The sequence below is a fragment of the Paenibacillus durus ATCC 35681 genome (genome assembly GCF_000993825.1).
Lineage (GTDB): Bacteria > Bacillota > Bacilli > Paenibacillales > Paenibacillaceae > Paenibacillus_AQ > Paenibacillus_AQ durus_B.
The window spans coordinates 4922296-4945192 of sequence record NZ_CP011114.1 but is presented as its reverse complement, the minus strand read 5'-3'; the positions used below and the strand labels follow the sequence as shown (position 1 = coordinate 4945192).

Genomic DNA, 22897 nt, shown 5'->3' with positions numbered 1-22897 from the left:
ATGTCACCCGAGTCTCGTACAGACCACGAAAAAAATTTTCAGTTAAATTTTATATATTTTGTGAAAACGGAAAGTATAATAGAAGAAGGCAAGAAGTCAAAATATAGGAGGAAATCATGGGCAGATTAGTTCATTTCGAAATTCATGTAGATGACATTGAACGTGCTAAGAAATTTTATGGTGAGGTATTTGGATGGACATTTGAGGATTGGAGTGATTATGCTGGAATGCCCTATTGGGGAGCTGTGACAGGCGATGCAAATGAACCCGGAATCAACGGGGCTTTGATGCAACGTCAAGGTGCTTCCACACAACCCGGTCAGGCTGTGAATGGGTATGCATGTACTATGGGAGTGGAAGACTACGATTCTACCGAAACAAAAATTCTAAATCTTGGAGGCAAGCTCGCGTTGCCAAAGTATGCACTGCCAGGAATGGCGTGGCAAGGGTATTACATTGATACAGAAGGAAATATTTTTGGTATTCATCAGCCAGATGAGCATGCAAAATAGAGCTAAACCGTCCACTCCGCGAAAACGGCTGATGAAGTCTTAGCTTCTTTATCTCTAACGATTCAAACTTGTACCTATCAAAAAAGACACCCCTCAAGGTGTCTTTTACTTACTCCATATGGAGGCGAACCGTGGTGGAGCAAATCCACAATTCGCCGGGGTCAAGTATTAGCTGCTTGAAGAAATTTCAGCTCGATCGTTCGAGGAATTCCCCTGTGAGCTTTGACCTCTTGATCATAATCACTGATAAGTCGATATGAATCACTTTGCTCATACTGTAACTTGCTCGTTCAAGCATACATCGAGAATCCACGGCCATGGACCGTAGCCCGCATCTACGTTGATGTGTCCCATTTTCGGCAACATAACGCAAGGAACCCCTAAATCTAAATATTCAGAAGCATCTACTACCGAACAATAAGGGTCTGTTGAGGACAAAACAAACAACGTCTTTTTCGCAACCGTTGCAATTTCAAGCATGTTTTCCGGTATAGGAAAAAACGTCATTACCGGCTCATATTCCAAAAATGGCGAAGGCGGCGCTATAAGAATGGCTCGCTGTACTTTTCGTTTCGGACACGAAGCCGTATAGTGAAACCACATGATGCACGCTAAGCTGTGAGCCACAACGATTACTTCTTCATCTTGTGGAATTTCTTCAATAACAGAAGCCAAATAGTCGAGCCAAACATCCTTGTTAGGTTGATCTTTGTTTGGAAAGTCAGGAAAACGGACTTTTTCACCTTGCTTCACCAGCTCTTGCTGCAACCATCTTTGCCAATGATCGGGTCCACTGCCGCCAACTCCGTACAAAACGAGAAAGCTTCTGCTCATGATAAAAAACCTCCACAATGCCGTGTAAAATCATGACAGTATCATTCACAATTCTACTAATCTTTATTCTTCTTGTTTAAAGATAAATGTCATTATACAATAAAGCAAATTGATTTAATTCATAATATACATGAGGAGAAGCTCATGACATTTACATAATTCAAGGTATTCTCTAAAGTAATTGAAACCGGGAGTTTTACAAAAGCTGGAGAAGCGCTTAACATGACTCAATCCGCTGTCAGCCATGCGATAGCTAACATGGAGTCCGAATTGGGAGTGCCGTTGATTATTCGCGAAACGAGGCGTGATTGCATCGGATTTTGGAAAGCGTGTTCTTAAACCAGTCAGAGACATAATAAATAATATATCCATAATCGAACAAGAGGCGGCTGCCGAGAAGGGGTTTGGGATCGGCACCATCCGCATCGGCAGTTTCCTCAGTACGACCGCTCGATTGCTGCCGAAAATGATCGCTACTTTCAAACAATTGTACCCCAAGATAGAAATCGTATTATTTGAGGGGACAGACCATGAAGTTAAAGAATGGATCAATAATCGAGTTATTGACATGGGGTTTATAGCGAAGCTTTGCTGGGACGACACCATTATTCCTATCACCAGAGATAAGATGGTTGTAGTAATATCCAAAGATCATCCGCTCACAAACTACCCGACGACTCCTTTACAAAAGCTTGCGGACGCTCCATTCATCATGCCGTCAGGCGGATGCGAACTTATCATTCGAGAGATCTTCAAGCAATCCGATTTATCTCCTTTCGTACAATTTGAAGTAATGGAACTGGCTACCATATTAAACATGGTTCAAGAAGGGCTTGGCGTTACAGTGCTTCCTCAATTGGCGTTGCCGGACACACTTCCCGATGTTGAGGTTAGAGAGTTGGAGCCTGCTATTTGGAGGCACTTAGGCCTTTACTGCCCTTATATGAACGAAACATCGCCAGCCGCTCAAAGATTCATCTCTACTGGACAATCTTTATTTAAGTAGCTAGCCCTCTTTATATAAAAAAGTTTTCAAACAAGGTGATGTAATTCTATCGCTGGCGGCTGAGGCCGTGATAGTAAAAGCAGCCAACGAAGAGAAAGTTTCTGCGTTGGCTGCTTTCAGTTGTGATTTACCATATGGAGGCGAGGGGAGTCGAACCCCTGTCCGAAAATAACGCCACATAAGCTTCTACGAGTGTAGTGACAGTTTTGATGTCACCCGAGAAACTCCCCCGTCACCGGATTCCCTTTGGGTAGCCTGATTCTTTATTAGCCAATATTCATCCTATCTACTATCAACTTATATTCATACATTTTTACCTACGTTATTATTGAGAAAGATCTAGTCGCATTCACAATAATAGATAAGAATATTCCTTACTGCTCTCCTTACACTTATGAATGTATAAGTTATTCCACTTGATTTAAATTTAACTTTTTTTATCCTCAGTTTTATAAAATTGCTTATTATCTTTTTGATGGCTCTTTTCTAATGTAAGATCGTTCAAGTAACTTAAGAACCATAACAAATGAAAAATTGTAAAACTTAGAACTAAATGAAAAATATAGTTATAATAATTTCGAAGCCCTACCAAGAACAAAAACGAAAATAATATTAAGTGCACTACAATTCTTATAGTGTTGCCCTTATCTAGTATGACCACTTTTTTTGCTCTTATTTTCTTTATACAAAAATATAAAGTGCATACTCCATAATAAATAGTTAATATTGAATAATTCGCTAAATCATAATTACCTCTAAACCATCCAACATACTCGTTATATATAATTGTAATTAGACCCAAAAAGGTGGATTTAATAAAGTCAATATTCTCTCTTGTATAAAATTTTAACAAGAAGTAATAAATTGCAGTACCAATAATAAAAACAAAAAATATAGAGATACAAAATGATCTTCTTTTATTTTTCCAATTAGTAGATATTATTTTTGCTGCTTCCTTGAATGATTCTTTTAAATCTAATATTCCCAATTTGCACTTTAAACACATAAGTTTTAATGAATTCAATTTTTTGTATAAATTTTCCCCGATCTTCCTTCTAATTCGTCTATACCTTCTTACTAATCGACTCGTCTTTTTATATTTTTTGCTTATTAATACCTCATGTTCACTTTGGAAATTTGGGCTCACCAAAATCAAGTTTTTTATAGAGCTACCCCCAAAATAAATTGCCTTTTTTAAATTTTTTGATTTTTCTAGACTATCTTCAATGATTGAAATTTTCTCAAACAATTTATTTCCTTTGTTTTTATTAGAATACTCTCTAAATTTAAATATTATTAAAGGAATTGTTGAACAGAACGATGATGGCAGTAAAATATATTTAAATGTTGTCTCGAAAAAGAGTTTAAATTCTTGGGGATTTGCTATACCTATTGCCTTAAAATAATCTTCTCCTAAATATGCTGTCTTCTCAATATATTTATATAATATGGAAGAAATCTCTGTAGAAACGAAAAGCCCCACTAATGATATAACACCAAAGGTAAATGCTATTATCTCTACTGCTAGCTTTCCTCTCTCTACTCTATATGCTGGTTGGATGACTGAGAATAAAACTTGTTGTATTATTGCATATATTAGACAATCTACAATAAATTTTTTATCTATTCCTGCTTGGGTGAAGATCAAGAGAAAACTACCTACCGGTCCAGATCCAAAAAAGAGAATATCCCGTGGATCTTGTACAGGTATTTGCCCTATCAATAAAAAAATCAAAAACAATAAAATTACCGGGTTAGTGAGAAAAAGCACACTCAATTGTTTGCGTAAACTTTTAGCTTTTATGGATAACTTGCAAAACAAGGGGACACTCAGAAAATATATCATTAAATAAAGCTCAATTGAGTTCCGTAATTCCATGGATAAAGCTGGAAAGTAGTAAGAGAATTTATTGTACAAAAATATAAGTATGAACACAACAATAATTATATATCTAACAACAATAGAGAATAATTCTTTGAAATATCTTTCACGGGCACTCTGATCGTAATCATTATTATTCATATAGATAAACAAACAATTATCTATTTTTTCTTTCCAATTCACCAGCCTCTTCGTTTTTACTATAGTTAGCCTTAGATATGGTATAAGCACAATCATAAAAATTAGTAGCTCTAACGGCCAAGGCAAAAAAATAATAGAAAAACTAATAATTAAAACTAAAATATCAAATCTTACTAGCTTGATCCAAAAACTACTCTGTACATTCTTTCGATATAGTTCTGATATCAGTAGTTTATCTATTAAAAGAAGTTTTTTGAAAATCAATGCAGTCCCCTCCCCAGGCCTATATATAATATCGAAAAAAACGCAGAATTTTTATGTAAGTATAATAAAATAACACCTTGTTTTTACTAGATATTTGTAAACTGATTATCCAGATACTTTCTTATTTGTGTAGTTTGTTCAAATAATATTGAGCTTACTAAACTATAACCTAACATGAGGGACATGAGTTGAAATAATATTTATTAATGAAAACAATCATTCTTCATTCGGGTTAACGAACGAACCTCCAATGAAAAAATGTGACAACAAAAATACGCAGAACCTCATAACCGATAATTTATCCCCCTGTTTCCCTTACATCAAAAATAAAAAGACACCCCTAAAGGTGTCTTTACTTACTCCATATGGAGCCGAGGGGAGTCGAACCCCTGTCCGAAGATAACGCCACATAAGCTTCTACGAGTGTAGTGACAGATTTGATGTCACCCGATCAAGCTCCCCGTCACCGGATCTCGAAAGGGTCAGCCTGATTATCTTCTTCCGTTGACCCCAGGCGGAGACCAAGCGGCGTATCCCACTAAAATTGAGCCCCTAGCCCGCCACATGGGCGATGGAAGGTAGGAGCTAGCTCACAGGTTATTAAGCTGCGAAAGCTAAGTTGTTGTTTTGTTTGCCGTTTAATTGGCTTTAGCGTTGATGAAGCGGACGCGTCCCCACTACTCGCTACTCATGCTCGAACTACCCCCGTCGAATCCAAAAACGGCCCCTCATTAAAAGGGCTTCCTGGATCAAGGGAACCGCCGGCAAGAGCGATTCGTATCCATTATCCTTCACGCCATAAGGCGAAAAGAGATCTGAAGCATTAAGTCTTACATAAAAGAGTATATCATATTTTGCAGCATAATCACATAGATCTTGCAGGAAACTTAGGCGAAGATTGCCACCGACGCTGCCTGAACAAGAGCGCGCCCGAGGTTCCAACTCCAGATTTGTCGTTTATCTTGCGACCTTCTGCTTCTCCCGCAATGCCCGCTGGATATCGCGCTGCGCGTCGCGTTTGGCGGCGGAGTCGCGTTTGTCGTACTGTTTCTTCCCTTTGCCGATGCCCAGAAGCAACTTGGCGTAGCCGTTGCGTACGTAGACCTTCAGCGGTACTATCGTGTACCCTTCCTGCTTGGAGTGCCCGAGCAGCTTACTGATCTGTTCTTTATGCAGCAGTAGCTTCCGCGTGCGTGTCGGATCGTCCGGATTGGCGCGGTTGCCCTGCTCGAATGGACTGATATGCATGTTATGCACAAAAATCTCGCCGCCGCGGATCGTGGCGAACGCATCCCCGATATTTGCGCGGCCATTGCGCAGCGATTTGATCTCCGTTCCCGTCAGCACCATGCCCGCCTCGTAGGTGTCTTCGATAAAATAATCATGGGAAGCTTTTTTGTTCTGGGCGAGCACTTTCCCGTCTGCTTTTTTACCCATGACAATCACTCCTTGAACCGAATATTAAAACAAGTCGCCCCCGCATCCAGCCGCTTCATGATACGTTCAGGACCGTAGGCACTAGACTTATATTGTATCAAAAGCGTTCCTATAAACGCAAGGAAAGCCCTAGCCCGCCAGCGGCATCCGGACAGCATCCGGATTACAGGGAGCATGGGCTTACCTCGCCTCAGGTATGGCAGCATTCACTTCGGCATCAATGCCTCACCACAGCAAGCAGCGCCGGTTTACGGACTAAGGTTAAAGATCAGATCCGGCGTTCCCGGCGCCTTCGGGAAGTTTAGTCGGACAGACTTCGGCTTATCCATGGAAAAACGGCTGTCTATCACGATTTGGAACCCTTCCTCCATCCAATCGCCAACCGAGGACCCGATCTGCTGCACTTCCCGATTCCACTTATCCAGGGTATACATCGAGAACAGGTACTCGTTTGAGAGCACGAAGGACTGTTTGAAATCGGCATCCTTAAGCAGCGTGTCATCCATCAGGAAGGTCACCCTGGTGCTGATCGGATAGGCCTCCAGTTTGACCCGGAGGGCGTGACCCTGAGTGGTCACGGTTTGCTCCGACAGCGCCGTCACCGGCTCGGCCTGCCAGAACCTCGGATCGAGGTCGATCGCCACTTTCAGCCTTGGTGAGAATTTGACGATGGACATGTCCGAGTGGTTCCATCCCTTCGTCCGGCCGGCCGGCACCGCCCCGATCTGAAAATCGGCCCAGATCCGGTTCGGCCGGTCGGCGATGGCGGCGGGGTCGAGGCTGATTTTGCTGATTCCCCGGTAAGACTGCAGATTGCTCCGCTCCCGCTGATTGATGTATGAGCTATAGTTTCCGTTGTCCATCGCCGCGCCGGTGGAACTGCTGCTCAGTTTCAGATCAGAGATCCCGTAGATCTCCCGATTGGGCGCGGACGTCGCTGTATACAGCAGCATGATCTGATTGCGGTCGGCAATCACGCCATGGACGACAATGCCGTATCCGTCCTGACTGGCTTTTACATCAAGCGGCTGAACATAGCGATGCCTCCAGGCGTAGTTCAGCGTACTTGGAATGGTATCCGGATTCCACGAGAAAAATGGCGCCAGCCCCTTCGGCACATCACTGGCCGGACCGGCCTCCGTAGCCTGGAACGTTGCGGGCAAAGGGCTACCGGGCCCTGCGAACAACCCAGCCGCCACCGCTGCCGCGACGACCGCTGCTGCAAGACCCCCGGCATGCCTCCGTTTCCTTACTCTTCCTCCGGCACGCCGGATGGCTTCCTCGATGTCCCGCATCTGAATCGCGTCGTCCCCATGCGGCCTGCTTCCATGCAGGTCCGCCGCCTCCGCGAGCATCGCCCGCTCTTCCCGGTTCATCGTCATGCTCGTTCCTCCTCTTCCATCATCGCACGCAGCTGCTTCAGTCCTTTATGCTGCCAGGTCTTCACCGTTCCTTCCGGTTTCTGCAGAATCGCCGCTATATCCGGGATCGTCAGGTCATTATAATATTTGAGCAGCAGCACATGGCGGTACTTGGGCTTGATACGCTCCAGCACCAACAGCATCTCCAGCCGCCCGTGTCCGATATCCGTCACCTGTCCGGCCAGATCCTTGTCCTCCAGCGGAACCGTGCGCTTTCTACGCCGCTGCTCGTCGATGCAGACGTAGATTAGAATCCGAATGATCCATGATTTGAACGCATTGGGATCTTTCAGCGTTGTTCGTTTAATCCAAGCCCGGCAGATCGCCTCCTGGACCGCTTCCAGCGCGTCGCTTCGGTTGCGCAAGTAGCTGCAGGCAATCCCATACAGCAGCTCCCGGTGCAGCCTGACAGCATCGCTAAACTGCGCCTCGGTCCCCACGCCGGCCAAAGTGACCTTTGTCATCTCCGCACTGAACATGGCCTCCCCCTCTCCTCTCCAGCCTTTCTACAGATAAGACGGAGCAGCGCCATAAAACGTTGTACATACTCTAAAAAACATCATGTACACGGCTGTCCTCCGCCATCCCACATCGGATGACAGCACAAAACAAAGACCCCATTGTCCATCTAGCGACGGCAATGGGGTCTTTCGCAGCCGATAACCCGCCCGACTCCTCGGCGGCGGTCATTATCCAAGAAGCGTGTAATCGTTCCGGAATCCCATACGGAGCTTGACGCTTCCGCTTTTATGTTCAGGTTACTTTTGCTTTTTCTTCTTTCGCTTCCTTCCTTCACCGTTACCGTGTTTAGAGCCGGAACCTGCGGCGGCCTCGACGCTGCCCGGCGTTACGGATTCCCCGATGAAGACGCCGCTCTTCGACTTCTTCTTGCGGCGGCCTTTTCCACCAGCCGCTTTACCGCCGCCGAAATCGCCGCCAAGGTCCTCGCGGGCGCGGAACTTCGTGTCACCGCCGATGCCGGTGTACACGTCGCCGCGCCCATTCGGCCCGCTAGGCGGGGCGCCGTAGCCGCCCTTGCCGGAGCCGAAGCCGAAGCTGATGCCGCGTGAACCGCCGGCATCTCCGGCTTCGCCCTTCCGGCTGCGCGCGCCAGCGCCCGGCTCGCCGCCGGCGGCGATAGCGCCGTCGCCTCGGCCTCGGCCAGCCTTCGCGTCGTCGCTGCGCCCCCGGCCGCCACGCTCGGCGCCGCCGGATGCCGCGCCGCCTCCGGCCTGACCGGCGCCGTGTACGCTGCGGCCGCGCTTGCCGCGGCCCCCCGGACCGGCGGCGACTCCGCCCTTACCGCCGGTGCGGCCCTTGCCGCCTCCGGCCGTCGCGCCGTGGCCGCCTCTGCGGTCGCGGCTGCCTTTGCCGCCGTGGCCGCCTTTGCCGTTCCGGCCGCCACCGCCAAAGCCCCCGCTGCGGCGCTCGCCTGCCGCGCGCGGCTTCATGTCGACCAGCTCGAAGTCGATCGTGTGGTCGTCCATGTTCACCTTGGCGACGCGGATCTTCACCTCATCGCCAATGCGGAACACCTTCGAGGTGCGCTCGCCGATGAGCGCCATATGACCCTCGTCGAAGTGATAGTAATCATCCGTCAGATGGCTCAGCCGGATCAGCCCTTCGACGGTATTTTCCAGCTCGACGAACATACCGAAGCTGGTCACGCTGCTGACCATCGCCTCGAATTCCTCGCCGACCTTGTCCAGCATGTACTCCGCTTTTTTAAGCTGGTCCGTATCCCGTTCCGCTTCCACCGCTACGCGTTCGCGCTCGGAGGACTGCTGAGCGATGTCCGGCATCCGGCTCGCCAGATACTCATGACGCTTCTCGCTGAGCGCCCCGCCGCCCTCAAGTACCTCGCGAATGACCCGGTGAATAACCAGATCGGGGTACCTCCGAATCGGTGACGTAAAGTGAGAGTAATATTCTGCCGCCAGTCCAAAGTGGCCCGTGCTCTCCGCGTCATACTTCGCCTGCTTCATGGAGCGGAGCATCATCGTACTAATAACGGTCTGCTCCTTCGTTCCCTGAATGTCCTCCAGCAGCTTTTGCAGCGCACGGGGATGCACGGAATTACCGCGCCCCTTAACGTGATGGCCAAAGTTGGCCGCGAACGCCATGAAGTTCTGCAGCTTCTCGGGATCGGGGTCCTCATGAATCCGGTATAGGAACGGCACCTTCAGCCAGTGAAAATGCTCGGCCACCGTCTCGTTCGCCGCCAGCATGAATTCCTCGATGATTTGCTCGGCGATCGAGCGCTCTCTTTTTACGATATCAACGGCTTTGCCGTTCTCGTCAACAATGATTTTGCTTTCCTGGAAGTCGAAGTCAACGGCTCCCCGCTTCATCCGCGCATCCCGAAGCTTCATCGCAATTTCGCGCATCAGCTGAAAATCCTCAATCAGCGGAGCGTAGCGCTTCAGCAGTTCGGGCTCTTCATATAACAGAATTTTGCGGACGTTGGTGTAAGTCATCCGCTCCTTGGTGCGAATTACGCTGGTAAAAATATCATGCTTCACGACCTTCATATTCTCGTCGAATTCCATCTCGCAGGACATCGTCAGCCTGTCCACCTGCGGATTCAAAGAGCAGATGCCGTTCGACAGACGGTGCGGCAGCATCGGAATCACCCGGTCTACAAGATAGACGCTGCACCCCCGGTCATACGCTTCCTTATCCAGCGCCGAGTTCTCGCGCACATAATAGCTGACATCGGCAATATGCACGCCAAGCTTGTAATGGCCGTTCTCCAGACGGGCGACATTAACCGCGTCATCCAAGTCTTTGGCGTCTTCACCGTCAATGGTTACAATATTCAAGTCCCGCAGGTCGCGGCGGCCCTGCTTCACAATTTCCTCTTCCGTAATGGAGTCCGGCGCTCCGTTCGCCTCTGCCATGACTTCTTCGGGAAAAATCTCCGGCAGCTGATGCTTGCGGATGACGGACAAAATATCAACGCCGGGATCGTCTTTATGTCCCAGGATCTCGATAATCTCCCCTTCCGCCGCCGCGCGTCCCTCTGGATAGTTCACGATGCGGACAACGACTTTTTCCCCGTCAACCGCGCCGTTAAATGATTCCTTCGGGATAAAAATATCGCGGTTAATCCGCTTATCATCCGGCAGCACAAAGCCGTAAGTCTCCAAATTTTGAAATACGCCAACAGTCTGCAGCACGCCCCTGCGGACGATGCGCACGACTTCGCCTTCCATCCGGCCCCCGCCATGGCTTCGCGAGGTTACGCGGACAAGCACGATGTCGCCGTTCATGGCGCTTTTAATATCGTTTGCATGAATGTATACATCGGGATGCTCCCGGTCATCGGGAATCAGGAAAGCAAAGCCCTTCGCATGAGCCTGCAGGCGGCCGCGCAGCAGGTCCATCCGCTCCGGCACACCGTACCGTCCGGTACGTGTAAGCACGATCCGCCCATCCTGCTCCAGGGTGCTTAGCAGATCGTTAAATGCCTTTAGCTCCTCTTCTCCCGTAAAATGAAAGTGATCAATAAGTTCCTCATAAGTCATTGGTTTATAAGCGGTTTCCCGCATGAAGTCCAGCAAATTCTCTTGCGTTATCATCTTCGTCACCTCGGCCCACCGCGGCGCAGGCCGCCGGCTGATATGTATGCTATCGTCTATAATACTTCATACCCTAGTATACACGAAATCAATCCTTGGCATCCCTTTCCGCCGATTACAAAAAAACCTCCGCTCCATCGTAAGAAGAGCGAAGGTTCCATTCGTCTGTTTTATTTAATCACAACGGCGACGATAATGGACAGGATAAAGAATCCCGCCGCTAGTCCTACCGTCACACGCTGGAGTACCAGCTCCATACCGCGCGCTTTCGTCTTACCGAACAGATGCTCAGCTCCGCCGGAGATGGCGCCCGCGAGGCCTGCGCTTTTGCCTTTTTGCAGCAGAACCACCGTAATCAGACCGATAGAAAAAATCAGAAGCAACACTTTCAAAAAAATTTCCATTCATTCCACCTCCTACGCTAAGCATCACTATCTATAGAAAGTTAATACTCACGATTCATAAACAGCATTTTTATTGTATCATACAGCCGGGAGCAATACAACTTAATTCGGCTGCAATGACCAGGCATATCAATAGAAAAAGACTGCCCCTCGATCATTCAATGACCGGGAAGCAGTCCCTATTGCTCTAGCTATTCATAAGATTCGGGTGAATCTTATTATCTTTTCAGGTTGTAGAAGGATTTCAGGCCGTTGTATTGAGCCAGTTCGCCCAGTTCGTCTTCGATGCGAAGCAGTTGGTTGTACTTGGCGATACGGTCTGTACGGGAAGGTGCGCCCGTTTTGATTTGGCCGGCGTTGGTAGCTACGGCGATATCAGCGATCGTGCTGTCTTCGGACTCACCGGAACGGTGGGATACAACAGCAGTGTAGCCTGCGCGTTTTGCCATTTCGATCGCGTCGAAGGTTTCAGTCAGCGTACCGATTTGGTTAACTTTGATCAGGATGGAGTTGCCGATGCCTTCTTCGATACCTTTGCCCAGACGCTCGGTGTTGGTTACGAACAGATCGTCACCAACCAGTTGGATTTTATTGCCCAGTTTCTCGGTGAGCAGCTTCCAACCTTCCCAGTCGTCTTCGGAGCAGCCGTCTTCGATCGTGATGATCGGGTATTTGTCAACCCAGGAAGCCAGCAGGTCTACGAACTCAGCGGAAGTGAAGGATTTGCCTTCGCCTTCCAGATGGTATTTGCCATCTTTGAAGAACTCGGTGGAAGCAACGTCCATACCCAGGAATACGTCTACGCCCGGTTTGTAACCGGCTTTTTCGATCGCTTCGATGATGGAGGACAGAGCGTCTTCGTTGGAAGTGAAGTTAGGAGCGAAGCCGCCTTCGTCGCCAACTGCAGTGTTCAGGCCTTTGCCTTTCAGTACGGACTTCAGGTTGTGGAAGATTTCAGCGCCGGTACGCAGAGCTTCTTTGAAGTTTGGTGCGCCTACAGGCAGAATCATGAACTCTTGCACGTCAACGTTGTTGTCGGCATGAGCGCCGCCGTTTACGATGTTCATCATCGGAACCGGAAGCTGCTTAGCGTTGAATCCGCCAAGGTAAGTGTACAGAGGCACGTCCAGATCGTCCGCTGCAGCGCGGGCTACAGCCATGGAAACAGCCAGAATGGCGTTAGCACCCAGTTTGCCTTTGTTATGCGTTCCGTCCAGAGCGATCATGGCTTTGTCGATGCCCAGTTGGTCCAGAGCGTCCATGCCGATCACTTCAGGAGCGATGATTTCGTTAACGTTCTTAACTGCGTTCAGAACGCCTTTGCCCAGGTAACGGGATTTGTCGTCGTCGCGAAGCTCAACGGCTTCGTGAGCGCCGGTGGAAGCGCCGGAAGGAACGATAGCGCGGCCTTTAGCGCCGGATTCCAGGTAAACGTCAACTTCTACAGTAGGATTACCGCGGGAGTCAAGTACCTCGCGTGCGTATACGTCGGAAATAATAGTCATTTGAGTTCATTCTCCTTCATTAACGAAATTTTGGTCTTGCTTAAAGCTTGGTCCTGCACTTTACAGTCTGCCCTATTATTTACGGCTGGCGATCATGGATTTTCCGGTCATTTCCGCAGGCTGCGGAATTTCCATCAGATCAAGGATCGTTGGCGCCACATCCGCAAGAATGCCGTTCTCGCGAAGCTCAACATTTTCAGCGGTCACGATGAACGGAACCGGATTGGTTGTATGCGCCGTAAACGGTTTGCCTTCTTCATCGAATACCATGTCCGCGTTGCCGTGGTCGGCAAGGATGATAGCTACCCCGCCTTTGGCCAAAACGGCGTCTACCACTTTGCCAACACATTCGTCTGTCACTTCAACCGCCTTGATCGTCGGTTCCAGCAAGCCGGAATGTCCAACCATATCGGGATTGGCGAAGTTCAGAATAATCGCATCGTGTTTGTCCGCTTCGATCTCGGCCACACAGGCCGCGGCCACTTCGTAAGCGCTCATCTCAGGCTGCAGGTCATAAGTCGCGACTTTCGGGGAGTTGATGAGAATACGGGTCTCTCCCGGCAGTTCCACGTCGCGTCCGCCGCTGAAGAAGAAGGTTACGTGCGGATATTTCTCGGTCTCCGCAATGCGCAACTGCTTCTTGTTATTCTGTACGAGCACTTCGCCAAGCGTGTTATCCAGATTCTTCGGTCCGTAGGCCACATAGCCCTGAACCGTTTCACTGAATGTGGTCAGGCAGACGAAATAAAGATCCTTCGGGAACAGCGGTCCGCGATCAAAGCCGCGGAAATCGGCGTTCGTGAACACCTGGGACAGCTGAATGGCACGGTCCGGGCGGAAGTTCAGGAATACGACGGAATCGCCGCTTTCAATAGTTGTTAACGGCTTGTCTTCACTGTCCACGATAACGCAAGGCTCAATGAATTCATCATACACGGAATTCTGGTACGAAGCTGTGATCGCCTGCAATGCGTCCGAAAATTTCGGTCCTTCGCCATAAACCATGGCGCGGTACGTCTTCTCCACGCGGTCCCAGCGTTTGTCGCGGTCCATCGCGAAGTAACGTCCGGATACCGTAGCGATTTTGCCTACGCCAACTTCCTCGATCTTGGCAAGAAGAGCTTCGATGAATTTCTGACCGCTGCTTGGCGGTACATCGCGGCCGTCCATGAAGGCGTGAATGAATACATCGTTCAGCCCTTCCTTTTTGGCCAGCTCCAGCATGGCGTACAGATGATTGATATGGCTGTGTACCCCTCCGTCGGATACCAGCGCGTACAGGTGAAGCTTTTTGCCGGTCGATTTGGCGTGTTTCACCGCTCCCACCAGCGTTTCATTCTCGAAGAAATCTCCTTCGCGAATGGATTTATCAATGCGGGTCAAGTCCTGGTATACGATCCGGCCTGAACCAATGTTAAGATGCCCCACTTCGGAGTTGCCCATTTGGCCTTCCGGAAGTCCTACGGCTTCGCCGGCAGCTCTAAGAGTCGTGTACGGGTACTGCTTCAGGTAGCGGTCGATGTTAGGCTTCTTCGCCTGAGCAACGGCGTTGCCCTCCACAGTATCGCGCAGTCCGAAACCGTCCAGGATAATCAGTGCTACTGGTCTTGGTGCTGACATTACTTCGCCCCCTCAACAAGTTGAACGAAGGAACCCGGCTGCAGGCTTGCGCCGCCGACGAGAGCACCGTCGATGTCGCTTTGGCCCATATATTCGGTAACGTTCTCCGGCTTAACGCTTCCGCCATATTGAATGCGGATAGCTTCGGCAGTCGCTTCGTCATACAAGTCCTTGATCAGGCTGCGGATGTAAGCGATAACCTCATTGGCATCAGCCGAAGTGGAGGATTTGCCGGTACCGATAGCCCAGATTGGCTCATAGGCGATAACGGTTTGAGCTGCCTGCTCCGCGCTAAGACCTTGGAACGCGCCTTCAGTTTGCACTTTGCAAACTTCTTTCGTTTGGTCGGCTTCACGCTCTTCGAGCTTCTCGCCTACGCATACGATTGGAGTGATGCCGTGGCGGAATGCCGCGTGCATCTTCTTGTTCACGATTTCATCCGTTTCGCCGAAATAAGCGCGGCGCTCGGAGTGGCCGAGAATGACATAATCTACACCGAGATCCTTCAGCATAACACCGCTGATTTCACCCGTATAAGCGCCGTTGTCCTCGAAGTGCAGGTTCTGTGCGCCGATTTTGATGCTTGTGCCTTGAGCGGCCTTTGTCAGAGCCGGCAGATTGGTGAATGGAGCGCAGATTACCGTTTCCACGCCATCCACTTCAGCCTTGCCTTTAACTTCGGCGAAAAAGCCTTCGGCTTCCGGAACAGTCTTGAACATCTTCCAGTTGCCGGCAATAATTGGTGTTCTACTCATAGCAGAGCTTGCCTCCCTCTATCGTCTTACTTGTCGTTCAGCGCCACTACGCCAGGAAGAGCTTTGCCTTCCATGAATTCAAGCGATGCTCCGCCACCAGTGGAGATGTGGTCCATTTGGTCGGCCAGCTTGAATTTTTCGGCTGCTGCAGCGGAGTCGCCGCCACCGATAACGGTATATCCTTCAGTTTTCGCGCAAGCTTCAGCCACCGCTTTGGTGCCTTCGGCGAAAATGTCGATTTCAAATACGCCCATAGGTCCGTTCCAAACAACCAGTTTGGAGTTCTTGATCACGTCAGCATACAACGCGGCAGTCTTCGGACCAATATCCAGTCCCATCCAGTCGGCTGGAATTTCGGAAATATCAACGGTCTTGGTGTTGGCATCGGCACCGAATTTGTCAGCTACCACAGCGTCAACCGGCAGCAGGAAGTTCTTACCAAGTTTTTTTGCTTTTTCGATAAAGCCAAGAGCGGTATCGATTTTTTCTTCGTCGAGCAGGGATTTTCCGACTTCGTAGCCTTGAGCTTTGGAGAACGTGTAAGACAAGCCTCCGCCGATCAGCACGTTGTCTGCCAGAGTCAGCAGGTTGTCGATAACATCGATCTTATCCTTAACCTTCGAACCGCCGATGATCGCGGTGAACGGACGCTCCGGATTGGAGAGGGCTTTACCCAATACTCTTAATTCCTTCTCCATCAAAAGTCCGGATACAGCCGGCAGGTAATGAGCGATGCCTTCAGTCGAAGCATGCGCACGGTGCGCCGCGCCGAATGCGTCGTTGACGAACAGATCGGCCAGCTCGGCGAACTGCTTCGCAAGCTCCGGATCGTTCTTCTCTTCGCCCGGGTAGAAACGGACATTCTCAAGCACCAGAACGTCGCCGTCTTTCAGTTCGGCAATTTTTGCTTTTACCGCGTCGCCAACCGCTTCGTCCGCTTTGGCAACCGGTTTGCCGAGCAGCTGGGACAGGCGCTCTGCAGCTGGAGTCAGCCGCATGGAGTCGACAAATTGGCCTTTCGGACGGCCCATATGGCTCGCCAGAATAATTTTGGCTCCATTCTCGATCAAATATTTAACTGTAGGAAGCGTTTCGCGAATACGCGTATCGTCGGTAATTTTGCCGTCTTCGAGCGGCACGTTGAAATCCACGCGGACGAATACGCGTTTGCCTGTTACTTCTACATCACGGACACTCTTTTTGTTCATGACTATTTCCCTCCATACCCGAAATTGTTCCACTTTTGGAATTCTGGGCAAACGCACAGAGTTTGCATCAAGAAGAAACGGCTGCGTCATTCTATAGGAACGGCATCCGTTTTTCCGAAAAAGCTTATATCATAGAATTAGTCGATAGCATGCTGCGATTATTTAATATTTCGGAAAAGAGCGGAAACAATAAACTGCTGTTTCCGCTCTATGGATGATGCTATATAAAATCTCGAATTATTATTTAGCCAGTTTTGCGAAGTGTTCGAGCGTACGAACGAGTTGAGCGGTGTAGGACATTTCATTGTCATACCAAGCAACAGTCTTAACGAGCTGTTTGTCGCCAACAGTAATTACTTTGGTTTGTGTAGCGTCGAACAGGGATCCGAAAGTCAGACCTTTGATATCGGAGGATACGATTTCGTCTTCAGTGTATCCGTAAGTTTCTGGATCGGAAGCTTCTTTCATTGCTGCGTTGATTTCGTCAGCAGTTACAGTTTTTCCCAGAACTGTAACCAGCTCGGTCAGGGAGCCAGTAGGCACCGGTACGCGTTGAGCGGCACCGTCGAGTTTGCCTTTCAGCTCAGGAATAACCAGGCCGATTGCTTTGGCAGCGCCAGTCGTGTTAGGAACGATGTTCTCAGCAGCAGCGCGGGCGCGTCTGAAGTCGCCTTTAGCATGCGGAGCGTCCAGCGTGTTTTGGTCGCCAGTGTAAGCGTGAATTGTAGTCATCAGGCCTTCAACAATGCCGAACTTGTCGTTCAGGACTTTAGCCATTGGAGCCAGGCAGTTTGTTGTGCAGGAAGCGCCGGAAATAACGGTTTCGGAGCCGTCGAGAATGTCGTGGTTAACGTTGTAAACGACAGTCTTCATGTCGCCTGTAGCCGGAGCGGAGATAACGACTTTTTTCGCTCCGCCTTTCAGGTGAAGCTCAGCTTTTTCTTTGGAAGTGAAGAAGCCTGTGCACTCCAGAACGATATCTACGCCCAGGTCGCCCCAAGGCAGTTCTTCAGGGTTGCGGTTAGCCAGAACCTTAACTTCTTGGCCGTTCACTTTGAAGAATCCGTCGTGAACTTCCACGTCGCCTTGGAATTTACCTTGCGATGTATCATATTTCAACAAGTGCGCCAGCATCTTGGCATCGGTAAGGTCATTGATCGCTACAACTTCGATTCCTTCCACGTCTTGAATACGGCGGAATGCGAGGCGGCCAATACGTCCAAATCCGTTAATACCTACTTTTACAGTCATTGAATAGTTCCTCCTAAAATTCATTTTTATTTATTCAAGACAAACCATTGGGTTTGTCAAGACAACAATGTAAGTATGATGCAAAATAATGCTAGTGCTCGTCATAGTGCGAAGATTGCGTGGCTGCGGCGTTCTGTTCATCAATTTGCTTGACGATTTCAGCCGCGGCGGCTTCGTCTATGACAAGTATGTCCTCCTGGCCGAACCGTAGCACAGCGTGAATGGCTTTGGCCTTCCGCTTGCCTCCGGCTATGCCGATTACAATTTCCGTCCGCACGATATCCTCGAGGCGCAGCCCCATCGTCAGCATGGAATGCACCACTTCGCCCTGCTCGTTAAAGTAGTGACCGAAGGATTCGGCAACAGCGCCGGCGTCCTTAATCTTGGCCACAGTCCCCTCGCTTAGTCTCCGGCGGCGGGTCATTTCCAAGGCATCACCGATACCATGCACGATAATTCTCGAACGGCGGATAATCTGTACGATTTCTGAAATGTTCGGTTCATGGGCCAGAGACTGATAGGCTTCCTCACTGAGCAAATCGGGCACATGCAGCAACCTATAGTGAGCTCCAATCCGTTTGGCCATCGTCGAAGCAATAGTATTAGCCTGAAATTCAACGCTCTCTCCAAGGCCCCCGCGAGCTGGCACAATCAAGGCATCCCGGTAGGATACAGATAGAGGAGAGGTCATCTGCTCGGCCAATTCGTACAGCGTCGAGCCGCCGGTGACGGCAACCGTATCATCTGCATGCAGTACGCTGAGAAGCGCTTTCGCCCCGGCCCTCCCAAGCTCTCTCTTGGCAAATGTCGATACTTCGCAATCGCCCGGAACCACGATGACTTTCTTCAAACCGTAACGCAAACGAATTTTCTCTTCCAGATCATCCAAGCCAAACAGGCTCTTGGCCACAGGCTCAAGCAAGTCAAGCAGTTTCCTTCCGGTATCGCTGATTCGCATGCCGACACTCTCGATCTCGATGAGCCCCTGCAATTTCAGCAGATCCGTTTCCGCGCGCAGCACCCGTTCGGTCATATCAAGCGATGCGGCGAGTGTTCTGCGGCCGATAATATCGGATAACTGGATCTGATGAAGAATCGTATACCGTCGTTTGAGGGTTTCCATGAGATCAGGCAGAAGCTGCTTTTGGATTTCTAATAGGTCACGCATGCTTTCACTCCTGCAACTTCGTCTTTCTCTTCTAGCCCCTTCTCTATGGTCTTAAAACGTCCCGGGATAACTTTTTAAGTCCCACTAAGTATTCTACCCAAATATTCCCCTGAACGCAAGGGCTCCGAAAGTAGAATTCGCACCCTCTTTTCTTCTTATACATGAACCTGCAGTAATCTGCGGCGAAGATCCGGTCTCTATGACCTGTATGATTAATAAGTGTTGCATTAGTCGAAATTTTATATTATAATAATTTCTGTTGCGCCCGTGGTCCAATGGATATGACGTAGGCCTCCGAAGCCTGAGATCCAAGTTCGATTCTTGGCGGGCGCGCCACATTATTTGTTTAACCAAACCTTGATTATTTAACACAGAGTGCCATGGATTGGCGCTTTTTTTTATGACGGGTTTGACTTTCTCTGACTTTTCGTTTGACTTTCTTTGACTTTTTGTTTGAATTTGTTTATCATGTGGGTAATACGGTAACAGTTAAGAAGAAATGCTCTAACGAAATCCATTTTTGAAGATCTAATTTAAGGAGGTTTTCCACGTGAGTTATATTCCTATGGTCGTAGAACAAAGCAGTCGAGGCGAGCGGGCTTATGACATCTACTCCCGCCTGTTGAAGGACCGCATCATTTTCCTTGGAACTGAGGTTAATGACGTGGTAGCCAATTCCATCATCGCACAAATGCTCTTCCTGGCCGCCGAGGACCCGGAAAAAGATATTTCTTTATACATTAACAGCCCAGGCGGGTCCATCACTGCCGGCATGGCGATTTTTGATACGATGCAGTACATCAAGCCGGATGTCTCCACGATCTGCGTCGGACTTGCCGCTTCCATGGGCGCCTTCCTGCTTAACGCCGGAGCGAAGGGCAAGCGCTATGCGCTGCCGAACAGCGAAATTATGATTCACCAGCCGCTGGGCGGTGCTCAAGGGCAGGCTACGGATATTGAAATTCGTGCCCGCCGCATCCTGAAAATGCGCGATAAGCTGAACCGTATTTTGGCAGAACGCACCGGTCAGCCGCTTGAGCGCATCGAGAAGGACACAGACCGTGACTACTTCATGAGTGCCGCGGATGCCGCCGAATACGGCCTTGTTGATAAAGTTATCGAAAAGCCGCAGTCTGTCAGCGTGTAATAACACCTGGCAAACCTTCACGAACACACAAACACCCCTTGCCCATGAACGTGAGCAAGGGGTGTTTTTCGTCCTTAGATTCACTGCAGATTGCCATATCCAAGGTTATGCAGCCGCTCGGCAATGATACGGTACCCTTTTCCGTTAGGATGGAGATTATCGATAGAAAGCAGTTCCCGCTCATGTCCGGCAAACGCTCCGTAAATATCGGCAAAGCCGCATACCCGGTTATTATATTGAGCCATTTGGCGGTTGAACTGCCGCACCCATCCCGAAGCCTCTGCCATCTGAGGATACGGATTGTATAATCCGACGATCCGGATAATGTAAGGCTTGCCCGCCCCGGCCTTTGCATGATAAATCTGCCCCATAATGCCGGCAAAATGCTGCCGGGATTCCTTCAGGGCAGCCTGGAAAATGGAAGATGGCGGGTTAGCGCGTCCAGCCGCCGCTTTGGCGGCATGGATCAAATCGTTGCCCCCGATCGAAATCGTGATAATATCCGCTTCGCGAAGCGACTGGCGAAACATTGGGTTATACCGGACACGCTGCTCCAGTTCGGCTGTAGTCAAGCCGTTAATCCCCAGATTCGTATAGGCGACAAAATTACGAAGCGAAACCTCCGACATCCGCCTATATACGGGAACAAAGCCGCTGCCTGGCATCGCTCCGAATCCGGTCGTCAGCGAATCGCCGATCGCCGTATAGTGGTAAACCATGGTATCCCCCCTCTCGCGCTATCGCGCTATATAGCTCGGTCACCATTTAGCATATGAACGGTATACGGCGCGCGCAACGGGGAAATATCCGGTATCCGAAGACTATTTCATGCCGGCGAACGGGCTGTTTCCATTCGGAAGCAGTTCTTTAAAGGTGAAGGTGAACTCTGGGAAGCCTGCGGCATATGGCGTATATTCATATAACTGAAAGAAGAGCACGACCCGGCCATCTTTAAGATAGAAATATTTCTCGGTATTCAGGCCGTTAAAGCCGCCAAAATAACCTGCATCCGCCTTGAGCTGCTTGCCGATCTTCTCGTTCAGCAGCTTTTTGTAGTTCGGATTGGCTCCGAACAAATCGCCGAGCAGCAGACGCTTGCCGTCCCTAAGCGAAAAAGTAAACGCCTGGCGTACCGTCATTCCATGGGCGCCCCCGGTATAGCTGTATTGGCTCATGACCAGGCTAAGCACGCCATCCTGGTTATAGGTCACCACGTAATTCGAGTCGAACTCGTACGGACGGTCCTGTTCGTTTTTTTCGGTAATCGCTTGTCCGGCGTCGGCTGCAAAGCTCATGGCTGCCTTTTTTAGCGCATCATTGATGCTCTGCTGCACAGACGCGCTCGCGAGTCCTGAAATTTGCGGATAATCCAGTTGGATGGCTGCTCCCTCTGTCTCCTTGGCGTATGTCTCCGTCGTTATCGTCAGCGCGTTCAGCGGCCTGTTCATTAGGTTCAGCCTGCCGGATGAGGGGTTAAAGTCTCCACGGTAGCCCAAATAGTCGCTCAGCAGACCGAATGGGACGTAGAGATGATTATTAAAATTGCGGCCTTCATACTCGTTGATGTAATAGCCGTTAACTGCCAGATAAATTCCGTAATCTGAGACCATCAGCTTCGTTTGGCGGACTCCCTGCCCGATCGTGTAGGCACTTTCCGCCTTGCTATAAGAGATCGGCATACCCAGTACATTCTTCAGAAATGTTATTGGAATCCATACTTTTCCCTCCCGGTAAATGCCCTGCTGTGGGGTAACGGTTCCGTTCAATTTCAAGGTAATTAGGGTATATCCGGCCTGTGTCTTAACCGGTGCCGCCAAGCCCGTTCCTTCAGGAAGAAGCGTCCCTCCCAGCAGCATTCCGAATGCGATCATTCCGGCTCCCCATTTGCGTGCAAGTCTGCTCTTCATTGCATGTTACCTTCCTTTCTGAGCACGCGTCCCTGCTAGTTTAATTGATAGATAACGCTAAGCTGCGTCGTAATCTTTACCTCTCCCGGCTGGACTGCAGTTCCGCCTGCGCTGTCAGCGGCACTGAACATAACTTTGGCGTTCTCTTCACGGAATACCGGATTCGTGCCTCCGTCGTTCTGGCTGACGGTCAGCACCTGTCCGAGCGTCCTCTTGGCAGCTTTGGCGATCGCGGCCGCTTTCACGTCGGCGTTGGCCATCGCCTTTTCAATGACTTGCGCTTCAAAGGCCGAGGTATCCTCCACCGCAAAAAGGGCGTTGCCGATATTGTTCGCGCCTGCTTCGGAAGCGGCGTCCAGCAGCGCTCCCACCTTGGCCAGATCGCGATAGGCGACCCGCAGAACATGATGCGCGTTATAACCTTTAACCTGCTGGCCCTCTTTTTCGTTATACGTGTAATTCGGCTGAACGTAGAACTCCGCAGTTTGGATGTCCTTCTCACTAATGCTCCACGTATTCTTAAGCAGCGCCGTCAATTTTTGAATTTTCGCTCCATTGGTCTTCTGGGCTTCCTGGGCGGTTGACGCTGATGTATCGACTCCGATCGACAGATAGACGATATCCGGCTTCATCGACAATTCTCCCTTTCCTACGACACTGACTGTATTTTTCTGCACCTCTTCAGCGTAGGCCTTCTCAGGCTTATCCAATGAACCGCTCAGCGTCATCCCTCCTACCATTAGGCTTCCCGCAACAAACATCGCCACGGCCGGCTTGATCCATCCCTTCATTTGGTCCATCCTCCTCTGTAGATTTTGCATGATTATCAATATACCTACTAGACGGGCCAGCAT

20 protein-coding genes, 2 tRNA genes and 1 other RNA gene are annotated in these 22897 nt (G+C 49.6%); 5 read left to right on the top strand and 18 right to left on the bottom strand.

Annotated features, from left to right (window positions below):
• Positions 1 to 116 precede the first annotated feature (116 nt).
• A complete protein-coding gene (locus tag VK70_RS23125) occupies positions 117 to 512 on the top strand; it encodes a VOC family protein (protein WP_025699474.1) in 396 nt (131 codons plus the stop codon).
• 270 nt (positions 513 to 782) lie between these two features.
• Here the strand turns inward: VK70_RS23125 and VK70_RS26755 are convergent, their stop codons facing one another.
• On the bottom strand, positions 783 to 1346 hold the full coding sequence (locus VK70_RS26755; RefSeq protein WP_025699472.1) for an RBBP9/YdeN family alpha/beta hydrolase: 564 nt from the start codon (positions 1344 to 1346) through the stop codon (positions 783 to 785).
• A gap of 222 nt (positions 1347 to 1568) precedes the next feature.
• Here VK70_RS26755 and VK70_RS29615 point away from each other — a divergent pair, with 222 nt between their 5' ends.
• Complete coding sequence (locus tag VK70_RS29615; protein ID WP_411431687.1) at positions 1569 to 1685, top strand: helix-turn-helix domain-containing protein; 117 nt, start codon at positions 1569 to 1571, stop codon at positions 1683 to 1685.
• Positions 1651 to 2352 carry a LysR family transcriptional regulator substrate-binding protein gene (locus VK70_RS23115; RefSeq protein WP_051505206.1) on the top strand — a complete coding sequence of 234 codons (702 nt, stop codon included), beginning with the start codon at positions 1651 to 1653 and terminating at the stop codon, positions 2350 to 2352. Before VK70_RS29615 ends, VK70_RS23115 begins: the two co-directional genes overlap by 35 nt.
• Before the next feature lie 135 nt (positions 2353 to 2487).
• On the opposite strand, the gene VK70_RS28140 is transcribed toward VK70_RS23115, so the two are convergent.
• From VK70_RS28140 to VK70_RS23055, 14 genes are all read right to left on the bottom strand, one after another.
• A tRNA-Ser gene (locus VK70_RS28140) sits at positions 2488 to 2583 on the bottom strand.
• Between the two features lie 196 nt (positions 2584 to 2779).
• Positions 2780 to 4639: a hypothetical protein gene (locus VK70_RS23110; RefSeq protein ID WP_025699470.1), complete on the bottom strand. Its 1860-nt coding sequence runs from the start codon at positions 4637 to 4639 to the stop codon at positions 2780 to 2782.
• A gap of 363 nt (positions 4640 to 5002) precedes the next feature.
• Positions 5003 to 5367, bottom strand: a transfer-messenger RNA (tmRNA) gene (ssrA, locus tag VK70_RS27515).
• Between the two features lie 229 nt (positions 5368 to 5596).
• Positions 5597 to 6076, bottom strand: a complete 480-nt coding sequence (gene smpB / locus VK70_RS23105; protein ID WP_025699468.1) for an SsrA-binding protein SmpB — start codon at positions 6074 to 6076, stop codon at positions 5597 to 5599.
• 248 nt (positions 6077 to 6324) lie between these two features.
• On the bottom strand, positions 6325 to 7458 hold the full coding sequence (locus VK70_RS23100) for a DUF4179 domain-containing protein (protein WP_025699466.1): 1134 nt from the start codon (positions 7456 to 7458) through the stop codon (positions 6325 to 6327).
• On the bottom strand, positions 7455 to 7976 hold the full coding sequence (locus VK70_RS23095; RefSeq protein WP_025699465.1) for a sigma-70 family RNA polymerase sigma factor: 522 nt from the start codon (positions 7974 to 7976) through the stop codon (positions 7455 to 7457). Before VK70_RS23095 ends, VK70_RS23100 begins: the two co-directional genes overlap by 4 nt.
• Positions 7977 to 8255: 279 nt before the next feature.
• Positions 8256 to 11078, bottom strand: coding sequence for a ribonuclease R (rnr, locus tag VK70_RS23090; protein WP_046723802.1), 2823 nt, complete (start codon positions 11076 to 11078; stop codon positions 8256 to 8258).
• A gap of 170 nt (positions 11079 to 11248) precedes the next feature.
• On the bottom strand, positions 11249 to 11482 hold the full coding sequence (gene secG, locus VK70_RS23085; protein ID WP_025690100.1) for a preprotein translocase subunit SecG: 234 nt from the start codon (positions 11480 to 11482) through the stop codon (positions 11249 to 11251).
• A gap of 218 nt (positions 11483 to 11700) precedes the next feature.
• Entirely contained in the window at positions 11701 to 12987 is a 1287-nt protein-coding gene (eno, locus tag VK70_RS23080) for a phosphopyruvate hydratase (protein WP_025699215.1), read from the bottom strand.
• A 75-nt stretch (positions 12988 to 13062) separates the two neighbouring features.
• Positions 13063 to 14607, bottom strand: a complete 1545-nt coding sequence (gene gpmI, locus VK70_RS23075; RefSeq protein WP_025699214.1) for a 2,3-bisphosphoglycerate-independent phosphoglycerate mutase — start codon at positions 14605 to 14607, stop codon at positions 13063 to 13065.
• Positions 14607 to 15362 (bottom strand): triose-phosphate isomerase, encoded by a 756-nt coding sequence (gene tpiA / locus VK70_RS23070; RefSeq protein WP_025690096.1) that lies wholly within the window; start codon positions 15360 to 15362, stop codon positions 14607 to 14609. Before tpiA ends, gpmI begins: the two co-directional genes overlap by 1 nt.
• Positions 15363 to 15388: 26 nt before the next feature.
• Positions 15389 to 16570, bottom strand: a complete 1182-nt coding sequence (locus tag VK70_RS23065) for a phosphoglycerate kinase (protein ID WP_025699212.1) — start codon at positions 16568 to 16570, stop codon at positions 15389 to 15391.
• 240 nt (positions 16571 to 16810) lie between these two features.
• On the bottom strand, positions 16811 to 17821 hold the full coding sequence (gene gap, locus VK70_RS23060; RefSeq protein WP_025699210.1) for a type I glyceraldehyde-3-phosphate dehydrogenase: 1011 nt from the start codon (positions 17819 to 17821) through the stop codon (positions 16811 to 16813).
• Between the two features lie 91 nt (positions 17822 to 17912).
• On the bottom strand, positions 17913 to 18989 hold the full coding sequence (locus VK70_RS23055) for a sugar-binding transcriptional regulator (RefSeq protein ID WP_025699208.1): 1077 nt from the start codon (positions 18987 to 18989) through the stop codon (positions 17913 to 17915).
• Between the two features lie 261 nt (positions 18990 to 19250).
• Here VK70_RS23055 and VK70_RS23050 point away from each other — a divergent pair.
• Both VK70_RS23050 and clpP read left to right on the top strand, forming a co-directional pair.
• Positions 19251 to 19325: transfer RNA gene (locus VK70_RS23050), tRNA-Arg, on the top strand.
• Between the two features lie 214 nt (positions 19326 to 19539).
• On the top strand, positions 19540 to 20136 hold the full coding sequence (clpP, locus tag VK70_RS23045) for an ATP-dependent Clp endopeptidase proteolytic subunit ClpP (RefSeq protein ID WP_025690091.1): 597 nt from the start codon (positions 19540 to 19542) through the stop codon (positions 20134 to 20136).
• A gap of 80 nt (positions 20137 to 20216) precedes the next feature.
• Here the strand turns inward: clpP and VK70_RS23040 are convergent, their stop codons facing one another.
• The 3 genes from VK70_RS23040 to VK70_RS23030 form a co-directional block, all read right to left on the bottom strand.
• The gene (locus VK70_RS23040; protein ID WP_025699206.1) at positions 20217 to 20855 is read right to left on the bottom strand and encodes a GDSL-type esterase/lipase family protein; all 639 of its coding nucleotides are present in this window, start codon (positions 20853 to 20855) and stop codon (positions 20217 to 20219) included.
• Between the two features lie 102 nt (positions 20856 to 20957).
• Positions 20958 to 22043 (bottom strand): DUF3298 and DUF4163 domain-containing protein, encoded by a 1086-nt coding sequence (locus tag VK70_RS23035; protein ID WP_025699205.1) that lies wholly within the window; start codon positions 22041 to 22043, stop codon positions 20958 to 20960.
• A gap of 35 nt (positions 22044 to 22078) precedes the next feature.
• On the bottom strand, positions 22079 to 22834 hold the full coding sequence (locus VK70_RS23030) for an SIMPL domain-containing protein (protein ID WP_025699203.1): 756 nt from the start codon (positions 22832 to 22834) through the stop codon (positions 22079 to 22081).
• Positions 22835 to 22897 lie beyond the last annotated feature (63 nt).

What these genes read in the sequence shown, in the direction of transcription:
- VK70_RS23065 (WP_025699212.1), bottom strand. Translation starts at nt 16,570, where the DNA reads ATGAACAAAAAGAGTGTCCGTGATGTAGAAGTAACAGGCAAACGCGTA.
- VK70_RS23095 (WP_025699465.1), bottom strand. Translation starts at nt 7,976, where the DNA reads ATGTTCAGTGCGGAGATGACAAAGGTCACTTTGGCCGGCGTGGGGACC.
- VK70_RS26755 (WP_025699472.1), bottom strand. Translation starts at nt 1,346, where the DNA reads ATGAGCAGAAGCTTTCTCGTTTTGTACGGAGTTGGCGGCAGTGGACCC.
- smpB (WP_025699468.1), bottom strand. Translation starts at nt 6,076, where the DNA reads ATGGGTAAAAAAGCAGACGGGAAAGTGCTCGCCCAGAACAAAAAAGCT.
- eno (WP_025699215.1), bottom strand. Translation starts at nt 12,987, where the DNA reads ATGACTATTATTTCCGACGTATACGCACGCGAGGTACTTGACTCCCGC.
- gpmI (WP_025699214.1), bottom strand. Translation starts at nt 14,607, where the DNA reads ATGTCAGCACCAAGACCAGTAGCACTGATTATCCTGGACGGTTTCGGA.
- tpiA (WP_025690096.1), bottom strand. Translation starts at nt 15,362, where the DNA reads ATGAGTAGAACACCAATTATTGCCGGCAACTGGAAGATGTTCAAGACT.
- VK70_RS23125 (WP_025699474.1), top strand. Translation starts at nt 117, where the DNA reads ATGGGCAGATTAGTTCATTTCGAAATTCATGTAGATGACATTGAACGT.
- gap (WP_025699210.1), bottom strand. Translation starts at nt 17,821, where the DNA reads ATGACTGTAAAAGTAGGTATTAACGGATTTGGACGTATTGGCCGCCTC.
- VK70_RS23100 (WP_025699466.1), bottom strand. Translation starts at nt 7,458, where the DNA reads ATGACGATGAACCGGGAAGAGCGGGCGATGCTCGCGGAGGCGGCGGAC.
- VK70_RS23055 (WP_025699208.1), bottom strand. Translation starts at nt 18,989, where the DNA reads ATGCGTGACCTATTAGAAATCCAAAAGCAGCTTCTGCCTGATCTCATG.
- VK70_RS23030 (WP_025699203.1), bottom strand. Translation starts at nt 22,834, where the DNA reads ATGAAGGGATGGATCAAGCCGGCCGTGGCGATGTTTGTTGCGGGAAGC.
- VK70_RS23040 (WP_025699206.1), bottom strand. Translation starts at nt 20,855, where the DNA reads ATGGTTTACCACTATACGGCGATCGGCGATTCGCTGACGACCGGATTC.
- secG (WP_025690100.1), bottom strand. Translation starts at nt 11,482, where the DNA reads ATGGAAATTTTTTTGAAAGTGTTGCTTCTGATTTTTTCTATCGGTCTG.
- rnr (WP_046723802.1), bottom strand. Translation starts at nt 11,078, where the DNA reads ATGATAACGCAAGAGAATTTGCTGGACTTCATGCGGGAAACCGCTTAT.
- VK70_RS29615 (WP_411431687.1), top strand. Translation starts at nt 1,569, where the DNA reads ATGACTCAATCCGCTGTCAGCCATGCGATAGCTAACATGGAGTCCGAA.
- VK70_RS23035 (WP_025699205.1), bottom strand. Translation starts at nt 22,043, where the DNA reads ATGAAGAGCAGACTTGCACGCAAATGGGGAGCCGGAATGATCGCATTC.